We start from the raw sequence: 17,353 nt of genomic DNA, 5'->3' as shown, positions 1-17,353 counted from the left end.
GAACCATTCGCCCGGGACATGGCAGACTGACGCTGCTCATCCACACACATTTCGTCTCGGGGAGAAAAATGAACCGACGCATCACCCAGGTCGCGGTCGCCGCCGCGGCCGCCATGGCGCTGTCCCTGGCCACGCCCGTGTCCGCCCAGGCTGCCGAGTCCGGCTCCGCCACGCTGCAGAAGAGCGCCACCGCGCCGACGGTCGCGACGCCCAGCGCCATCACCCGCAACCCGGCAGCCGCGCCGTCCGTGACCCGCCTGTCCGCGGGCCGGGGCACGCTGTACTACACCGGCAACACCTACGTGCCGGCCGCGATCAACTACAACGTGCCCGACGGCTGGAGCAGCATCCCGACCGCGCGCCTCTCGAAGAGCGGCCGCACCGCCAACGTCGACCTGTTCGACGGCACCTCGGTCCGCATCCCCAGCGCGTGGGGCGCCGGCGTGTACCGCGTCGACAACATCACCTTCCGTCGCTACGACGGCACGGCCACGCACGTCGCGCCGAACTCGCTCACGTTCCGCGTCCGCAAGGGCCTGAACCCCTCGGGCGGCATCCGCATCGTCCGCAAGGGCTCGAAGGTGACCTTCAAGGTCCAGAAGATCCGCGCCTTCAACGGTGCGCGCTACACGGCGCTGCCCAAGGCCACGGTCCAGGTCAAGAAGGGCAAGAAGTGGAAGACCCTCAAGACCGTCAAGCTGAACAAGTACGGCAGCCGGACGTTCAAGATCAAGCACAAGAGCAAGCGCAAGTACCGCCTCTACATCAAGACGACCACGTCGGTGCAGGGCGGCGCCACGGGCGCGATCCGCATCTGATCTGATTCGCACCGAGCGCCGGTCCACCTTCGGGTGGGCCGGCGCTTCGCGTTGGCGGGACGAACGATGAGGCATTGGGGTACCCCAGCGGGGCGAGAGGCATCATCGTTCGTCTCCGCAGCGCTCAGCTCCAGTCGTCGCGGCGCAGCGGGGTGAGCAGCTCGTGGATCGTGCGCTGGTCCTGGGCACTCACGCCGCCCACGCCGAAGTCGAGCGCCGTCAGCGCCTCCGTGGCGGCGTCGAGCACCTTGGTGCCGGCCGGCGTCAGTGACGCGAGCGCGCGGCGCCGGTCGCGCGGGTCGATGTTGCGGTCGACGAGCCCGTCGGCGACGAGCCGGTCGATGACGTTGGTGACCGAGGTCGGGTGCACCATGAGCCGCTCCCCGATCTTCGACAGCGGCAACGAGCCAGAGGAGCTGAACGACAGCAGCCGCAGCACCTCGTAGCGCGCGAAGGTGATCCCGAACGGCTTCAGGGCGCCGTCGAGGCGGGCGAGCACGATCTGGTGGACCCGCATGATCGAGGTCGCCAGCCGCATCGAGGTGGCGTCGCCGATGCGCTCCTCCCAGAGCTCGCCGGCGCGCTCGAGCGGGTCGAAGTCCAGTCCTGGCATGGCTCCACCGTAGCCATCCGCACCGCCGCGCACGTCCATGGACCGATCCCGGTGGTGTCGTCATGGAACCAAGGCTTAGGCTTGGCTTACCTACCCGTGATGAAAGGTACTCCCTTGCGCCTCGCACCCCTGCTGGCCGCCGCGACCCTCGCGCTGAGCCTTGCCGCCTGCGGCTCTTCCTCCGACGACACGAACGAGTCCTCGGGGGCCTCGGGCGAGAACTTCCCGGTCACGATCGAGCACGCGCTCGGCACGACCGAGATCAAGAGCGAGCCGAAGCGCGTCGCCACCGTCGCGTGGTCGAACCAGGACACCGCCCTCGCCCTGGGCGTCGTGCCCGTCGGCATGCCCAAGGTCACCTACGGCGACGACGACACCGACGGCCTGCACCCGTGGGTCAAGGACAAGCTCGACGAGCTCGGCGGCGAGGCCCCCGTGCTGTTCGACGAGACCGACGGCATCGACGCCACCGCGGTCGCCAAGACGACACCCGACCTGATCCTCGCGCCCAACTCCGGCCTCACGAAGGAGGAGTACGAGACGCTCAGCAAGATCGCGCCGGTCGTCGCGTACCCCGGCCAGGCGTGGGGCACCTCGTGGCGCGACGCCATCAAGCTCACCGGCCAGGCCCTCGGCAAGTCCGACGAGGCCACCCAGCTGATCTCCGACCTCGAGCAGCAGATCACCGACGCCACCGAGAAGGAGCCGGACATCAAGGGCAAGACCGCCGTGATGAGCTGGATCGACCCGAGCGACCTGAGCAAGGTCGGCTACTACACCGCGTCCGACACCCGTGCGACGTTCCTCAACGACCTCGGCTTCGAGACGCCCGACTTCGTCACGAAGGCCTCGGAGGGCAGCGACCAGTTCTTCCTGGAGATCAGCTCCGAGAAGGCCGACGAGCTCAACGGCGCCGACGTGTTCGTGGGCTACGGCGACGAGGCGGCCCTGAAGAAGGTCCAGGCCGACCCGCTGCTGGGCCAGGTCACCGCGTTCAAGAACGGCTCCGCCGCCCTGCTGGAGGACAACACGCCGATGGCCGCGGCCGTGTCGCCCTCGGCGCTGTCCATCCCCTGGATGATCGACGACTACGTCGCCCTGCTCGCGGACGCAGCCGCGAAGGTGAAGTGACCACGACGACCGATCCGACCGTGGGGGCTGCCGCGCTGACGCGGCAGCCCCCGTGGTGGTTCCTCGTCAGCATCGTGGCGCTCGTCGCCGCGGTGTTCCTCTCGGTCGCCTTCGGCGCTCGCGTGGTGAGCCTGTCCGACGTCGTGCAGGCGCTCACCGGCGGCGGTGACGACGTCACCTCGGCGGCGATCCGCTCACGCGTGCCGCGCACGATCCTGGCCGTGCTGGTGGGCGCGGCCCTCGGCATCGCCGGTGCCGTGCTGCAGGCCGTCACCCGCAACCCACTCGCCGACCCGTTCATCCTCGGCATCAACTCGGGCGCCTCGCTGCTTGTCGTGATCGGCATCGCGTTCTTCGCCGCCGCCTCGATGCCCGAGTACATCTTCTTCGCCCTCACCGGCGCCGCGCTGGCCGCGGTCTTCGTCTACCTCGTGGGCTCCCTGGGTGCCGGTGGACCCACCCCACTCAAGCTGGCGCTGGCCGGAGCGATCACCACCGCCGCCTTCACCTCGCTGTCGAGCGCGATCCTGCTGCCGCGGATCGACGTCATGCGGGTGTTCCGGTTCTGGCAGGTGGGCAGCGTGGGGCGCGCCGAGAACTCCGACACTCTGATGGTGCTGCCGATCCTCGTGGTCGGCGCGGCGATCTGCTTCGCCAGCGCCCGCTCCCTGAACATCCTCGCGCTGGGCGACGAGGCGGCCGCCGGTCTCGGCGTCGCCGTGGTCCGCACCCGCCTGCTGGCCGCCGCCGGGGCGATCATCCTGTGCGGCGCCGCCACCGCGCTGGCCGGACCCATCGGGTTCGTGGGCCTCGTCGTGCCGCACCTGTGCCGGCTCGTGGTCGGGTCCGACCACCGGTGGCTGCTGCCGGTGTGCGCCACCGTCGGCGCCACCCTGCTGACCCTGGCCGACGTCGTCGGTCGCGTGCTCGGCCGGCCCGGCGAGATCGACGTCGGCGTGATCACCGCCCTCATCGGCGGACCCGTCTTCCTCTGGGTCGTCCTGCGTCGCACGGGGGGCGCCACATGACCGTTCTCACCGGCCCCGAGATCGTCCACGCCGCCCGCACCCGCGGCGCGCGCCGCGCCACGTGGACCGTCGTCGGCCTGGCGATCACCCTCGTCGTGCTGTTCGTGGTGTCCCTGAGCGCCGGCGACCCCGTCTACTCCCTCCCCGACGTGTGGCGCGTCATCCTCGGCGAGCAGGTGCCGGGCGCCTCGTTCATCGTCGGCGAGCTGCGTCTGCCCCGCGCCGTCCTCGCGGTCCTCGCGGGCGCGGCCTTCGGCCTGGCGGGCATCACCTTCCAGACGATGCTGCGCAACCCGCTGGCGAGCCCGGACATCATCGGCATCACCAACGGCGCCAACGCCGCCGCCCTCTTCGGGATCGTGGTCCTGGGCGCGAGCGGCCTGGCCGTCTCGCTCGGCGCGGTCGTGGCCGGTGTCGCCACCGCCGCGCTCATCTACGGCCTCGCCGCCTCCGGCAAGGCCGTCGGCACGCGACTCATCCTCGTGGGCATCGGCATCGCCGCGATGCTGCACAGCGTCACGTCGTACCTGCTGGTCTATGCCAACGAGCTCGACCTGCAGCGGGCGATGCGGTGGCTGAACGGCAGCCTCAACCTCGCGACGTGGGAGACCGTGGCGATCGTGGCGGTCCCCTTCGTCTTCCTCGCGCCGGTCCTGCTGCTGCTCGGCCCTCGCCTGGCGCTCCTGCGGCTCGGCGAGGACCTGGCCGCGGGGCTCGGCGTCCCGGTGGAGACGACCCGGCGGATGCTCGTGCTCGTCGCGGTGGCGCTGGCCTCGTTCGCCACCGCTGCCACCGGGCCCATCCTGTTCGTCGCGTTCATGGCCGGACCGATCGCCACGCGGCTGGTCGGCCACCGCGGCTCGCTGATGCTGCCCTCGGCGCTCGTCGGCTCCACGCTCGTGCTGGCGGCCGACCTCATCGGCCAGTACGCCTTCGACACGCGCTACCCCGTCGGCGTCATCACCGGCGCGCTCGGCGCACCGTTCCTGATCTACCTGCTCATCCGCACCCAGCGCACGGGAGGCTCCCTGTGACCACCACCCTGACCACCGAGTCACTGACCTTGGCGTACGGCGACCGGCCCATCGTCACGGACCTCACCCTGTCGCTGCCGGCGGGGAAGATCACGACGATCGTCGGCGCGAACGCGTGCGGCAAGTCCACCCTGCTGCGCGGTCTCGCGCGCCTGCTGCCGGCGCAGTCCGGCCGGGTGCTGCTCGACGGCAGCGACATCCACTCGATGCCCACGAAGCAGGTCGCACGACGCCTCGGCCTGCTGCCCCAGTCGCCGATCGCGCCCGAGGGCATCACGGTGGCCGAGCTGGTGGCGCAGGGCCGCCACCCCCATCGCCGCTCCTTCGCGCGGTGGACCGCCGACGAGGACGCGATCGTGGCCTCCGCACTCGAGGACACCGGCGTGCTCGAGCTCGCCGACCGCGTCGTGGACGAGCTCTCGGGCGGCCAGCGCCAGCGGGTCTGGATCGCCCTGGCGCTCGCCCAGCAGACCGAGGTGCTCCTGCTCGACGAGCCGACCACCTTCCTCGACGTGTGCCACCAGGTGGAGGTCCTGGACCTGCTCACCGACCTCAACCGCACGCGCGGCACGACGATCGCGATGGTGCTGCACGACCTGAACCTCGCCGCGCGCTACGCCGACCACCTCGTCGCCGTCGACCGCGGGCTCATCCACGCCCAGGGCTCGGCCGAGCAGGTGCTCACGCAGGAGACGGTCAAGATCGTCTTCGGCCTCGACGCCCGCGTGGTCGAGGACCCCACCAGCGGCCGCCCCATGATCCTGCCGCTGGGGCGTCACCACGTGCGGGCGTGACGACTCCCCGGTTACGTGGGAAGTCCTGCCCACGTAACCGGGGAATCCGTCAGCAGCTCAGCGCACGCGGACCGTGGTCGCGTTCGCGCTGGGCGAGAACAGCGACGAGCCGCCGTAGCGGGCCCAGACGCTGCGCTTGCCCTTGGCCGACTTCAGCGTGACCGTGGCCTTGCCGTTCCTCAGCTTGACCACCTTGGTCGAGGAGCCGACCTTGACCCGCACGGAGCCGGAGGGCGTGCCCGCCGACGACTTCACCGTGACGGTGACCTGGACGCGGCCCTTGCCGAGCGCCTTGGCCCTCAGCCCGGTGCGCGAGGCCGCCTTGGCGACCTTCACCGTGGCCGGAGCCGAGGCCGAGGGGGCGAAGCCCGCACCCGACGGGACGAAGTGCGCCGTCAGGCGACGCGAGCCGGGCTTGAGGCCCGACACGCTCAGGGTCGCCGTGCCGCTCGCGGGGAGCGCCCGCGAGGCGAGCACCTTCGAGCCCTCACGCACCTGCACCGTGCCGGCCGGCTTCTGCGCACCCGCCGCGGTCACCTTGACCGTGGCCGTGATCGAGCGGCCGTAGGTCGCCGTCGCCGGGACCTTCAGCGTCGTCGTCGTGGCCACCACCGGAGCGGGGGCCGGGACGCCCTCGCCCTCGGGCGCCGCCCAGAACAGCGCACGCGCCGCCTGGCTCTGACCACCCTTGGTGTGCGTGCGGTAGACGGGCGACGTGCCGAACACGAACGCCTTGGCGCCGGACGGCTGCGACGCCGAGACGGCGGCCGGCTGACCCGCGGCGTTCAGCGGACCGTTCGCGCCGTTCGTGTCACGCCAGTGACCCGACACCAGCGGGTTGCCCGTGGCGTACCGCTGCTCGACCGCGACCGACTCCGGCAGCCCCGTGAACCACGTGGCCGGGTAGACGAAGGCGAACTGCTGCTCGTACGGCTTCAGCACGCCCCCCTCCGCGGTGTCGGTCCTGACGATGCCGTTGCCGGAGCCGTTGCCGACCACGGCGGTGCCGCCGCCGATGAGGCCGAACGTCCTCGCCGTGTTGAAGGCACCCGCCGCGCGGCCGACCATGCTGCCGCCCGCGTCGACGAACGCCTGCACCGCGGCGCGACCCGCGGCCTGGGCGTCGTTGAAGGTCAGCGCCGAGCCGAGCCACAGCACGTCGACGTCGTCCAGGATCGCCGGATTGGCGGTGATCGTGGCGGCCGTGACGGCCTGGAGGTCGTCGAAGCCCAGCTGCGTCAGCGAGAGCAGGTCCTCGTGGTTGCCGCTGTAGCCGACCTTCAGGTCCTGCAGCCCTCGCGTGGACTCGTCGGACAGCTGCGCGATCTCGGCCGCCGTCGCCTTGTCGACGTCGACGTCGAACTCCTCGGCGGCGTCCTCGAGCGCGTCGCGGGCCTCATCGGACTCCACGATCGCCGAGCCGTCGGCGAGCACCGACACCGCGATCTCGTCCTCCAGCAGCGCGTTCAGCGTGCGGAAGTCGTTGACGCCGGCCAGCTCGAACGTGAGGTAGGAGCCGCCCGAGGCGACCTTGCCGTCGGCGTTGCCCGTGACGATCCTCGTGCTCGCGGGCAGCGAGCCGACGCCCGTGGTGCCGAAGTCGGCGACGTCGACGCCCCAGAGGTGGCCCCAGCTCCAGGCCGACACGTCGTACATGCTCAGGATGCCGGGCTTGTTCGAGATGTCCGACCCGGGCGCCAGCAGGGCGTGGGCCAGGTTGCGGTTCGGCTGTGACATGTCGACGAGATACGACCCCGCGGGATACGACGTGCCGTCCAGCGTGGTCGCGGCGTCGAGACGCCGGACCGCGATGTTGTGCATCAGCAGGCGCGACACCAGGAAGCGCGCGTCGGAGACCGAGCGCTGGCCCTCGCCGACCGGGATGACGAACGCGCGCGGGTACTGCACGGCCGTCTGGTCGTCGGAGTCGTTCCACAGCGGCTTCCACTCGGCGGGTCCGGGGACCGCGTCGATGTTGGCCTGCGTGAGCGCGACCCGCTCGGCCCCGATGTTCGCGCGGCGGAAGAACTCGACCTGGTCGGCGAGCATCGCGTCGTCGTTGTCGGAGACGTAGTCGACCAGGCTCTTCATCGTCTGCTTCGCGACGGCCACGTTGATGGTGGCGCTCGCGGGCGTCTGGGAGCCGTTGTTCGGGCGACCCTTCGGCAGCTCGACCGTGTTGCTCACCGCACCCGTGAAGGCCGCGTACTGCGCCGTGAAGATCGGCGGGAAGTCGTCCCAGCCGGTCGGGGTGTCGCGGTAGGGGATCCTGATGTGGTCGGTGTCGGCGCTGGTGTTCTCGGGCACGACCTGGCCGGTCGTCACGTTGTAGTACGTGTTGCCGGGGATCTCGGCGTCGACGACGTCGCGCTCGACCTTCAGCGACGCGGCGTAGGCGTGCGGGATGAACAGGTCGTACTCGTAGTCGTCACCGTGCGGCGGGCCGCAGGGCTCGATCTGCAGGACGCCCGTGTAGCCGTGGAAGTCGGCCGCGTAGAGCGCCTGCACGGCGTGCGCCGTGCGGACGAAGGAGGTCGACTCGGGCGTCGTGTTCGTGATCATGTCGCGGTTGGCGTCGAGGTTGAGCGCCGTGGGCCGCTGGCCGATCGTGCGGCCGTCGGGGTTCAGCACCACGCTGAAGTACAGGCGGTGGCCGCGCAGCAGCGACTTGACGTCGTTCCACGGGGCGGTCGCCAGCTCCTCGATGTAGTCCAGCGACGCGTCGGTGCCCTCCCACTCGTTGCCGTGGATGTTCGAGCTGATCCAGATGGGCGTCTTGTAGCCCGACTTCAGCGCGGTGTCGGTCGCCGCGTCGCCGGGGTTCGTGCGGATCTTCTTGCGCCATGCGGTCTGCTGGGCGGTCTGCTCCTCGTCCTCCGGCGCGGTGACCGTGACCAGGTAGAGCTGGCGGCCCTGCGTGGACTCCCCGACGATCTGCGTCGAGACCCGGTCGGACGCGCGCATCAACGACTGCAGCCGCGGGGCGATGTCGTCGTAGCCGATCAGGTTGCCCGTGTCGGCCGCGTCGGGATTGGCGTCCGGGTAGACCTTGAGCTTCGGCTGGACCGGGTAGGAGTCCGGCATCGCCAGGGCGCCCTCCGGCTCGTCCTCGGCGGCGGCCGCACGCGCGGCCTTCGCGGTGAGGGACCCGGGGGTCGTGGGCTCGGGGGCCGAGCGGACGGTGGCGGACGGTGGAGCAGTGGGATTCGCGGCGGTGGCCGGGCTCGAGCCCAGCACGGATGCCAGGAGCGCGAGGCTCGCGGCAGAGGCCAGCAGACGGGTGGTGCGCACGGACGGACTTCCCTTCGGACGGGTCCGGCAGAGCGTCTGGTGGGGCACCACCGGCATGGGGATTGCCCGCCATCTTGCTTGCTGCGCACCCGATCGGGGAAGGGTAAGTTGCGCTTGGGGTCAGGCGTTAGGCCGATTCACTGCGCGAGTGCCGGCATCACCCGCGATTTCGGAACCGTCAGGAACGGCGCGGAAAACGGCTGAAGTCCGGGGTGCGCTTCTCCTTGTAGGCGTCGCGTCCCTCCTGCGCCTCGGCCTGTCCGTAGAACAGCAGGTTGGCGTCGTGGGCGAGCTGCTGGATCCCCGCGTAGCCGTCCTCGTGCGCGTGGAAGCTCAGCTTCGAAAGGCGCAGTGCCCACGGCGACAGCTGCAGCATCTCGCGGCACCACTTCAGCGTCTCGGCCTCGAGGTCGGCCAGCGGCACGACGGTGTTGACCAGGCCCATGCTCATGGCCTCGTTCGCATCGTACTGGCGGCACAGGAACCAGATCTCCTTGGCCTTCTTCGGCCCCACGAGATCGGACAGGATGCTCGCGCCGTAGCCACCGTCGAACGAGCCGACCTTCGGTCCGACCTGCCCGAAGCGGGCGTTGTCGGCCGCGATCGTCAGGTCGCAGACGAGGTGCAGCACGTGGCCGCCGCCGATGGCCCAGCCGGCCACCATCGCGACGATCGGCTTGGGGGTGCGGCGCATCTGGACGTGCAGGTCGGTGACGTCGAAGCGCCCGGTGGCGCCCTCGTCGGACTTGTAGCCCGAGTCGCCGCGCACCCGCTGGTCGCCACCGGAGCAGAAGGCCTTCTCGCCCTCGCCGGTCAGCACGATGACGCCGACCGACTCGTCGTCACGGGCGATCGTGAGGGCGCGTGAGATCTCGCGAATCGTCTGCGGGCGGAACGCGTTGTGGACCTCGGGGCGGCAGATCGTGATCTTGGCGATCCCGTCGGCCGTCGTCTCGTACCGGATGTCCGTCCACTCGCCCGCGGCGTTCCACTCAGTCATGGTTTCCACCCTAGGGTGGGCCGCGATGCACGATGACCTCGGCTTCGACCTCCCGCCGCTCGGGCCTGCCCGGCGCGTGGTCAGCCTCGTTCCCTCCCTCACCGAGGCGATCGCCGCCACGCGCCCCGACGCGCTCGTCGGCGCCACCGACTGGTGCACCCACCCGGCCGGACTCGAGGTCGCGCGCGTGCGCGGCACGAAGAACCCGGACCGCGCGGCGATCGAGGCCCTCTCCCCCGACCTCGTCATCGCGAACAAGGAGGAGAACCGCGAGCTCGACGTGGCCCGCCTGCGCGCGGCGGGCGTGCGGGTCTGGGTCACCGACATCACCACGCTCGACGAGGCGTTCGCGAGCCTGCGCCGCCTGTTCGACACGGCGCTCGGCTGGGGCGCCCCCGCATGGCTGGACGAGGCCGAGCGGGTCTGGAGCGAGCCGGCGGCACCGGACGGGCGCCGCGTCGCCGTGGCGATCTGGCGCGATCCGTGGATGGTCGTCGGCCGCGACACGTTCACCGGCGACCTGCTGCGGCGGCTCGGGCTGGTGCACGCCTTCGCCGACGCCGCCGACCGGTATCCCCACGTGGAGGTGGGCGACCTGGACTCCGCCGACCTGGACCTCGTCCTGCTGCCGGACGAGCCCTACGTGTTCTCGAGCACCGACGGGCCCGAGGCGTTCCGGGCGGCGCCCACCGCGCTGTGCAGCGGCCGGGCGCTCACCTGGTACGGGCCGTCGCTGCTGACCGCGCGCGACGAGCTGGCCGCCGCGCTGGCCTGATCAGTCGCGCGGCTCGTCGATCTCGTCGATCGTCTGCTGCGCGACGGCCTTGCGCACCTGGGCCTTCTTCGAGATCGACTTGCGGGCCGACCGCGCCGACTTCTTCGGCGTCACCGTCTCGATGTCGCTGCCGGAGACGATCTTCGGCTCGTGGGCGATCACGTAGGGCGTCTCGCCGACGATCGCGTTGTGGCTGCGCCACAGCAGGTACTTCAGCGTCAGGTTCGTCATGGTGGCGAAGCGGTTGCGGTTGCCCAGCAGCAGCGCGACGTGGACGGTGACCCAGATGAACCAGGCCGGGAAGCCCTTCAGCCGGGGCAGGCCACGCACCTCGGCGATCGCGGCGGCGCGACCGATCGTGGCCATCGTGCCCTTGTCGAAGTACTTGAACGGCTTGGGCAGGCTCTTGCCCGAGACACGCGCCTTGATCACCTTCGCGACGTGCTTGCCGCCCTGGATCGCGGGCTGGCCCAGCTGGGGCAGCGGCGAGTCGGGGTTGACCGAGATGTCGCCGATCGCGAAGACGCCCGGCATCCCGCGGACCTGCTGGTGCTCGTCGACCTCGATGCGGCCACCACGGCCCTGCGGCAGGCCCCAGTCCTTGACCACGCCGTGGGCGGCGACGCCGGAGGCCCACACGACGATGCCGGCGCTGAGGAACTCCTGGTGGCCGTCGTTCTCGATGAGCACGCCGTCGCGGCGGACCTCCTTCACGGCGGTCTTCAGGCGCAGGTCGATGCCGCGCTTGATGAGCTCCTTCTTGGCGTAGTCCCGCAGCTTCGGATGGAAGGGCGCGAGCACGTGCTCGCCCATCTCCACCAGCGTGATGTGGATGCGCTTGGAGTCCAGCTCGGGGTACGTGGTCGGCATGTCGAGGTTGCGCATCTCCGCCAGCGCACCCGCGGTCTCCACGCCCGTGGCGCCACCGCCGACCACGACGACGCGCAGGTCCTGGTCCTGGCCGTTGACCGCGGCATTCTCGAGGTTGGCGAAGATCAGGTCGCGCAGCGCGAGCGCCTGCGAGCGGCGGTAGAGCGGCATCGCGAACTCCTCGGCACCGGGGATGCCGAAGTAGTTCGCGGTGACGCCGTTCGCGAGCACGAGGTAGTCGTACGTGACCGTGATGTTGCCGTCGAGCAGCACCGACTTGGCCTCGTGGTCCATCGAGACGACGGTGCCCTTGAGGAAGCGGATGTTGTCCTGCTTGGCGCGCACGGCGCGCAGGAACCACGTGATGTCGCCGGGGTTCAGGCTGGCCGTGGCCACCTGGTAGAGCAGCGGCTGGAACGTGTTGTAGGTGTGCCGGTCGATCAGGGTGATGTCGACGTCGGCTCGCGCGAGCTTGCGCACCAGGGCCAGACCGCCGAACCCGCCTCCCACGACGACGACGTGTGGACGATAGGACGCTCGGACCATGGACATGAGGTCCAGCCTAACGAGCCTTTTTCAACGGTTCACGCCCGGGAGTGGCCGTGTGAGGACGATCATGCCCGGCGGAACCAGGCTTTCGCCTCAGGACGCGACAGCTGGACGATCACGACGATCGCTCCGAGGATCCACACCAGCCCGACGGGCAGCCCGAGGGCCGCGAATCCGGCCGTGACGACGCTCACGACGACGAGCGCCCACCACCCCGTCGGCGCGCCGGAAGCGGCCCACGCGGTGGCGCCGAGGCCGAGCAGCGAGATGACGAGCCACCCGCCGAACAGCCAGGTGCCGAGGGTGACCATCTCGCCGGCCGTGATGCCGGCGCTGTCGAGCTGGCGCTGCAGGAGGTCGTTCTGCTCGTACTGCTTCGTGACCTCGTCGCGCAGGGCGACCAGGGCCAGCAGGACGACGCCCGAGCCCAGCGCGCCGACCAGGTAGGCGATGCCCGAGATCAGCAGCGCGAGGCCGACGGGCCGCGGCCGGCCGCCGGGAGGCAGGGCGCCCGGCTGGGGCACGGTGGCGTGCTGGGCGGGGTCGTACGGAGGCGGTTGGACCGGCTGACCGGGCTGAGCCGGCTGACCGGGCGCGCCGGGCTGACCGGCGGGGGTGAACGGCGTCGGCGCGGACGGCACCGACGGAGCCGTTCCGAGCGACAGGGGGGTGCGGCCGTTCATCACCGCGAACCACTCACGCGCCGGGGCGGTCCACAGCAGGTACACGATCAGCAGGCCGAGGATCGCGGGCAGCAGGCCGGCCACGCCGGTGGCCAGGAAGCCGGCCGCGCCGAGGCCCGCGAGCACACTGAGCCCGATGCGGGAGGACTGGTGGCCGCGCGCGGTGAAGAACGAGAAGACGGTCGCGGCGATCGAGCCGACGAGCAGCGCCATGACCACCCAGCGCAGGGTGGGCAGGACGGCGTCGGGATCGGCGCCGAGCGGCTCCAGCCCCTGGCGGAGCGCCTCCTGGACCTCGATCGAACCCCAGCCCGCGAGCGCCTCGTAGAGCGCGACGGTCGCCAGGACGCCACCGAGCCCGCCGTAAACGCAGGCGAGCGTCACCGAGCGGGGCCTGGGGGTCGACATGCCAACGATCCTTCCAGATCCCGCCTGACGCCCCCACCCCCGCATCGCGCCCTTCCCGCCCGGATGTCACTGCGCCTCCCCGGGGAAATCCCGGGGAGGCGCAGGGCACCACGAGACCAGCCGTCAGGCGCGGCGCACCACCAGCTCATCGGCGTCCGGCACGCGGTCGACCAGGACCGTGTCGCCGTCGCGGACCTCACCGGCGAGCAGCTCGCGGGCGAGTCGGTCGCCGATCGCCTGCTGCACGAGCCGGCGCAGCGGGCGGGCGCCGTAGGCCGGGTCCCAGCCGGTGAGCGCGAGCCACTCCTTCGCCGCCGAGGTCACGTCGAGCGTGATCCGCCGGGGCGCCAGCCGCTGGCCCAGGGAGGCCAGCTGGAGGTCGACGATGTGCGTCAGGTCCTCGACCCCGAGGGCGTCGAACATGACCACCTCGTCGAGACGGTTGAGGAACTCGGGCTTGAAGGACATCCGCACGACGTCCATGACCTTGTCGCGCTTGACCTCGTCGTCGAGCGCGGGGTCGACCAGGAAGGACGAGCCCAGGTTCGACGTGAGGATCAAGATGACGTTGCGGAAGTCCACCGTTCGGCCCTGGCCGTCGGTGAGCCGACCGTCGTCGAGCACCTGCAGCAGGATGTCGAAGACCTCGGGATGGGCCTTCTCGACCTCGTCGAGCAGCACCACCGAGTAGGGCCGGCGCCGCACCGCCTCGGTGAGCTGGCCGCCCTCGTCATAGCCGACGTAGCCCGGAGGGGCACCGACGAGCCGTGCGACGGAGTGCTTCTCGCCGTACTCGCTCATGTCGATGCGCACGATCGCGCGCTCGTCGTCGAAGAGGAAGTCCGCGAGCGACTTGGCCAGCTCGGTCTTGCCGACGCCGGTCGGGCCGAGGAACAGGAACGAGCCGGTGGGACGGTCGGGGTCGGAGACGCCCGCCCGTGCCCGGCGCACCGCGTCGGACACGGCGCGCACGGCGTCACGCTGCCCGATGAGCCGCTTGCCGAGCTCGTCCTCCATGTGCAGGAGCTTCGCGGTCTCGCCCTCGAGGAGTCGCCCGGTGGGGATGCCGGTCCACGACGCCACCACCTCGGCGATGTCCTCGGAGCCGACCTCCTCGTGCACCATGCGGTCGTCGGCCACCGAGGCCTCGGCGGCCTGGGCGTCGGCGAGCTGTTGCTCCATCTGCGGGATCTCGCCGTAGAGCAGGCGGCTGGCCGTGGCCATGTCGCCCTCGCGCTGGGCGCGCTCGGCGGCGATGCGGGCCTCGTCGATGCGCTCCTTGATCTCGCCCACGGCGTTCAGGCCCTGCTTCTCGGCCTCCCACCGCTGCTCGAGCGAGCGCAGGGACTCCTGCTTGTCGGCGAGCTCCTGGCGCAGCTTGGCCAGGCGCTCCTGGCTGGCCTCGTCCTTCTCGTTCTCCAGGTGCAGCTCCTCCATCTTGAGGCGGTCCACGCCGCGACGGAGCTCGTCGATCTCGACGGGGCTGGAGTCGATCTCCATCCGCAGCCGGCTGGACGCCTCGTCGATGAGGTCGATCGCCTTGTCGGGCAGCTGGCGGCCCGGGATGTAGCGGTGCGAGAGAGTGGCGGCGGCCACGAGTGCGGCGTCGGCGATCTCGACCTTGTGGTGGGCCTCGTACTTCTCCTTGAGGCCGCGCAGGATCGCGATCGTGTCCTCAACGCTCGGCTCGCCGACGTAGACCTGCTGGAAGCGACGCTCCAGCGCGGGGTCCTTCTCGATCGACTCGCGGAACTCGTCGAGCGTGGTGGCGCCGATCATCCGCAGCTCGCCGCGGGCCAGCATCGGCTTGAGCATGTTGCCCGCGTCCATCGCCGAGTCGCCGGTGGCACCGGCGCCGACGACGGTGTGCAGCTCGTCGATGAACGTGACGACCTGGCCGTTGCTCTCCTTGATCTCAGCGAGGACGGCCTTGAGCCGCTCCTCGAACTCGCCGCGGTACTTCGCGCCGGCGACCATCGCCCCGAGGTCGAGGCTGACGAGGCGGCGGCCGCGCAGCGACTCGGGGACGTCCCCATCGATGATGCGCTGGGCGAGGCCCTCGACGACGGCGGTCTTGCCGACGCCGGGCTCGCCGATCAGCACGGGGTTGTTCTTCGTGCGGCGACTGAGCACCTGGATGACCCGGCGGATCTCGGCGTCGCGGCCGATCACCGGGTCGAGCTTGCCCTCGCGGGCGAGCGCGGTGAGGTCGATGCCGTACTTCTCCAGCGACTGGTACTGGTCCTCGGCGTCCTGGCTGGTGACGCGCGCGCCGCCGCGCACGGCCTCGAAGGCCGCGGTCAGTGTCTCGGGCGTGGCGCCCGCGGCGGCCAGCACCTGCTGGGCGGGGCCCGCCACGGTGGCGATGCCCACGGCGAGGTGCTCGCTGGAGACGAACTCGTCGCCCAGCTCACCCGCGAGGTCGATGGCGCGCTGCAGCACCTCGTGGGTGGCGCGCGCCAGCTGCGGGTTGCCGACGGTGGAGCCGCTGGCACTGGGGAGCCGGCCGATGACGGCCTCGAGCTCGGTCAGCACGGTCTGGGGATCAGCGCCGGCCGCGGTGAGCAGCGGCGCGGCGGTACCGCCCTGCTGGGTGAGCAGGGCTCGGAGCAGGTGCGCCGGCTCCACGGTGGGGTGGCCGGCGGCAGCGGCCTGCTGCATCGCGGCAGCGAGGGCCTGCTGGCTTCGCGTGGTGAGGTTGTTCAGGTCCATGTCAGTTTCAACATACCCAAAGTTGAGTCCATTCCACTCAACTCTGTGATTCGCGCTGTGATCTGGGCCAAAGTCCCGGACGCACGCAGGCCCGCCCCTTCCGGGACGGGCCTGCGAGATGGGACGGGGAGCTATTCCTTCGCGGGAGTCTCCTTGTCGGCGGCGGCGGCCGCAGCGTCCTCCTCCGCGAGGATCCGGTCGCGCTTCGCGCCCGGCGTCCAGCCCGCGTCGACGACCTTGACCTGATAGATCGAGGCGCCCACGACCAGAACGCCGCCGATCAGCAGGCACAGCGCGATCCCGATGCCCGGCCCGGCGAGCAGGCTCACACCGAGCAGCGTGCCGAACCAGCCGAAGTCGGCATCGCCGAAGGTCGAGTTCGCGAAGCCGAGCTCGCCGAAGACCTCGAGCAGCAGCGCCGGCAGGATCGTGATGAGCACGCCGTTGACGAAGCCGCCCAACACAGCACCCCTGCGGCCACCCGTGGCGTTGCCGTACACGCCGGCACCACCACCGGTGAAGAAGTGCGGCACCATGCCCGGCAGGATCAGCGCCAGGCCGAAGGCCGGGCCGAGCCACACGGCCAGCAGCGCGAGCGACGCGAGGCCACCGGCGAACGAGGCCAGGAAGCCGATCAGCACGGCGTTGGCGGCGAACGGGAAGACGATCGGGATGTCGAGTGCCGGCTTGGCGCCGGGGACGACCTTCTCGGCGATGCCCTGGAAGGCCGGGACGAGCTCACCCAGCACGGTGCGGACACCGTAGAGGATGATCGCGACGCCCACGCCGAACTGCAGCGCCTGCGCGAAGCCGGCCATGACGGCCGCACCGGCGTCGGGAGATCCGAGGGTCTCCTTCGTGGCCTCGGGGCTGGCGATCAGGCCCCAGATCACGAACACCTCGTAGATGAGGACCATCGACAGGGCGGTGGCGACCATCGAGTCGCGCAGGAACTTCAGGCCCTGCGGGAAGTTGATCTCCTCGGTGGAGCGGCTGCGCTGGCCCACGGCCTGGCCCGAAGCGCCGGCGGCGATGTAGCCCAGGGTGCCGAAGTGACCGATGGCGAGCGTGTCGTCACCGGTGATCTTGCGCGTCCACGGGTGGACGAGCGCGGGCATCACGACCATGACCACGCCGAGCAGGAACGCACCGGCGATCACGACCAGCCAGCTGTTGTCGCCGTCGAGGCCGACCGACAGCACGACCGTCAGCATGAGCGCCATGAAGACCATGTGGTGGCCGGTGAGGAAGATGTAGCGCAACGGCGTGAACCGGGCGAGCGCCAGCATCACGACGAAGCCGAGCACGAGGACGTAGGCACTGCGTGCGCCGTACTCCTCGGCCGCCAGCGCGGTGATGACCTCGTTCGTCGGGATGACGCCCTGGGCGCCGGTGACGTCGAGGATGATCGCGCCCAACGGGTCCAGCGACGCGACCACGACGCCGGCGCCGGCGCCGAGGATCAGGAAGCCGAGCGCCGCCTTGAGGCCGCCGCCGATGACCTGTCCGCTCGGGCGCTTGAGCGCGATGAGGCCGATCGCCGTGATGATGCCGATCAAGTAGGCCGGCACATTGAGGATCTGCAGTCCGATGAATTCGAGTACGTCGACCAACCAGTCCATGTCGTTCTCTTTCTAGGTTCCGTCG

13 protein-coding genes are annotated in these 17,353 nt (G+C 70.8%); 6 read left to right on the top strand and 7 right to left on the bottom strand.

Going from position 1 to position 17,353, the window contains the following annotated elements; genetic code table 11:
* Nucleotides 1-68 precede the first annotated feature (68 nt).
* Nucleotides 69-818, top strand: a complete 750-nt coding sequence (locus B5D60_RS09385) for a hypothetical protein (protein WP_078699910.1) — start codon at nt 69-71, stop codon at nt 816-818.
* A gap of 124 nt (nt 819-942) precedes the next feature.
* Here B5D60_RS09385 and B5D60_RS09380 read toward each other — a convergent pair whose 3' ends face one another.
* Nucleotides 943-1,431: a MarR family winged helix-turn-helix transcriptional regulator gene (locus B5D60_RS09380; RefSeq protein WP_078701370.1), complete on the bottom strand. Its 489-nt coding sequence runs from the start codon at nt 1,429-1,431 to the stop codon at nt 943-945.
* A 114-nt stretch (nt 1,432-1,545) separates the two neighbouring features.
* Here B5D60_RS09380 and B5D60_RS09375 point away from each other — a divergent pair, with 114 nt between their 5' ends.
* From B5D60_RS09375 to B5D60_RS09360, 4 genes are read left to right on the top strand one after another with little or no spacing between them, the layout of a single operon-like run.
* Complete coding sequence (locus tag B5D60_RS09375; RefSeq protein WP_197684291.1) at nt 1,546-2,562, top strand: iron-siderophore ABC transporter substrate-binding protein; 1,017 nt, start codon at nt 1,546-1,548, stop codon at nt 2,560-2,562.
* Nucleotides 2,559-3,590, top strand: coding sequence for a FecCD family ABC transporter permease (locus B5D60_RS09370; protein WP_078699908.1), 1,032 nt, complete (start codon nt 2,559-2,561; stop codon nt 3,588-3,590). Before B5D60_RS09375 ends, B5D60_RS09370 begins: the two co-directional genes overlap by 4 nt.
* Entirely contained in the window at nt 3,587-4,624 is a 1,038-nt protein-coding gene (locus B5D60_RS09365) for a FecCD family ABC transporter permease (protein WP_078699907.1), read from the top strand. Before B5D60_RS09370 ends, B5D60_RS09365 begins: the two co-directional genes overlap by 4 nt.
* Nucleotides 4,621-5,418: an ABC transporter ATP-binding protein gene (locus B5D60_RS09360; protein ID WP_078699906.1), complete on the top strand. Its 798-nt coding sequence runs from the start codon at nt 4,621-4,623 to the stop codon at nt 5,416-5,418. Before B5D60_RS09365 ends, B5D60_RS09360 begins: the two co-directional genes overlap by 4 nt.
* Before the next feature lie 57 nt (nt 5,419-5,475).
* On the opposite strand, the gene B5D60_RS09355 is transcribed toward B5D60_RS09360, so the two are convergent.
* Entirely contained in the window at nt 5,476-8,709 is a 3,234-nt protein-coding gene (locus tag B5D60_RS09355) for a M14 family metallopeptidase (RefSeq protein ID WP_078699905.1), read from the bottom strand.
* Nucleotides 8,710-8,887: 178 nt separating this feature from the next.
* Nucleotides 8,888-9,709, bottom strand: a complete 822-nt coding sequence (gene menB, locus B5D60_RS09350; RefSeq protein ID WP_078699904.1) for a 1,4-dihydroxy-2-naphthoyl-CoA synthase — start codon at nt 9,707-9,709, stop codon at nt 8,888-8,890.
* 25 nt (nt 9,710-9,734) lie between these two features.
* Between menB and B5D60_RS09345 the strand changes: the two genes are divergently transcribed.
* Nucleotides 9,735-10,484, top strand: coding sequence for a helical backbone metal receptor (locus B5D60_RS09345; protein WP_078699903.1), 750 nt, complete (start codon nt 9,735-9,737; stop codon nt 10,482-10,484).
* Here the strand turns inward: B5D60_RS09345 and B5D60_RS09340 are convergent, their stop codons facing one another.
* From B5D60_RS09340 to B5D60_RS09325, 4 genes are all read right to left on the bottom strand, one after another.
* The gene (locus B5D60_RS09340) at nt 10,485-11,906 is read right to left on the bottom strand and encodes an NAD(P)/FAD-dependent oxidoreductase (RefSeq protein ID WP_078699902.1); all 1,422 of its coding nucleotides are present in this window, start codon (nt 11,904-11,906) and stop codon (nt 10,485-10,487) included.
* Between the two features lie 62 nt (nt 11,907-11,968).
* The gene (locus B5D60_RS09335) at nt 11,969-12,994 is read right to left on the bottom strand and encodes a hypothetical protein (protein WP_078699901.1); all 1,026 of its coding nucleotides are present in this window, start codon (nt 12,992-12,994) and stop codon (nt 11,969-11,971) included.
* 123 nt (nt 12,995-13,117) lie between these two features.
* Entirely contained in the window at nt 13,118-15,706 is a 2,589-nt protein-coding gene (clpB, locus tag B5D60_RS09330; RefSeq protein WP_078699900.1) for an ATP-dependent chaperone ClpB, read from the bottom strand.
* 131 nt (nt 15,707-15,837) lie between these two features.
* Nucleotides 15,838-17,328, bottom strand: a complete 1,491-nt coding sequence (locus tag B5D60_RS09325; RefSeq protein WP_078699899.1) for a PTS ascorbate transporter subunit IIC — start codon at nt 17,326-17,328, stop codon at nt 15,838-15,840.
* Between the last annotated feature and the right edge of the window lie 25 nt (nt 17,329-17,353).

The sequence above is a fragment of the Aeromicrobium choanae genome (assembly GCF_900167475.1).
GTDB classification, from domain to species: domain Bacteria; phylum Actinomycetota; class Actinomycetes; order Propionibacteriales; family Nocardioidaceae; genus Aeromicrobium; species Aeromicrobium choanae.
Note: the sequence above shows the minus strand (reverse complement) of the source record. Positions and strands in the feature narration are given on the sequence as shown.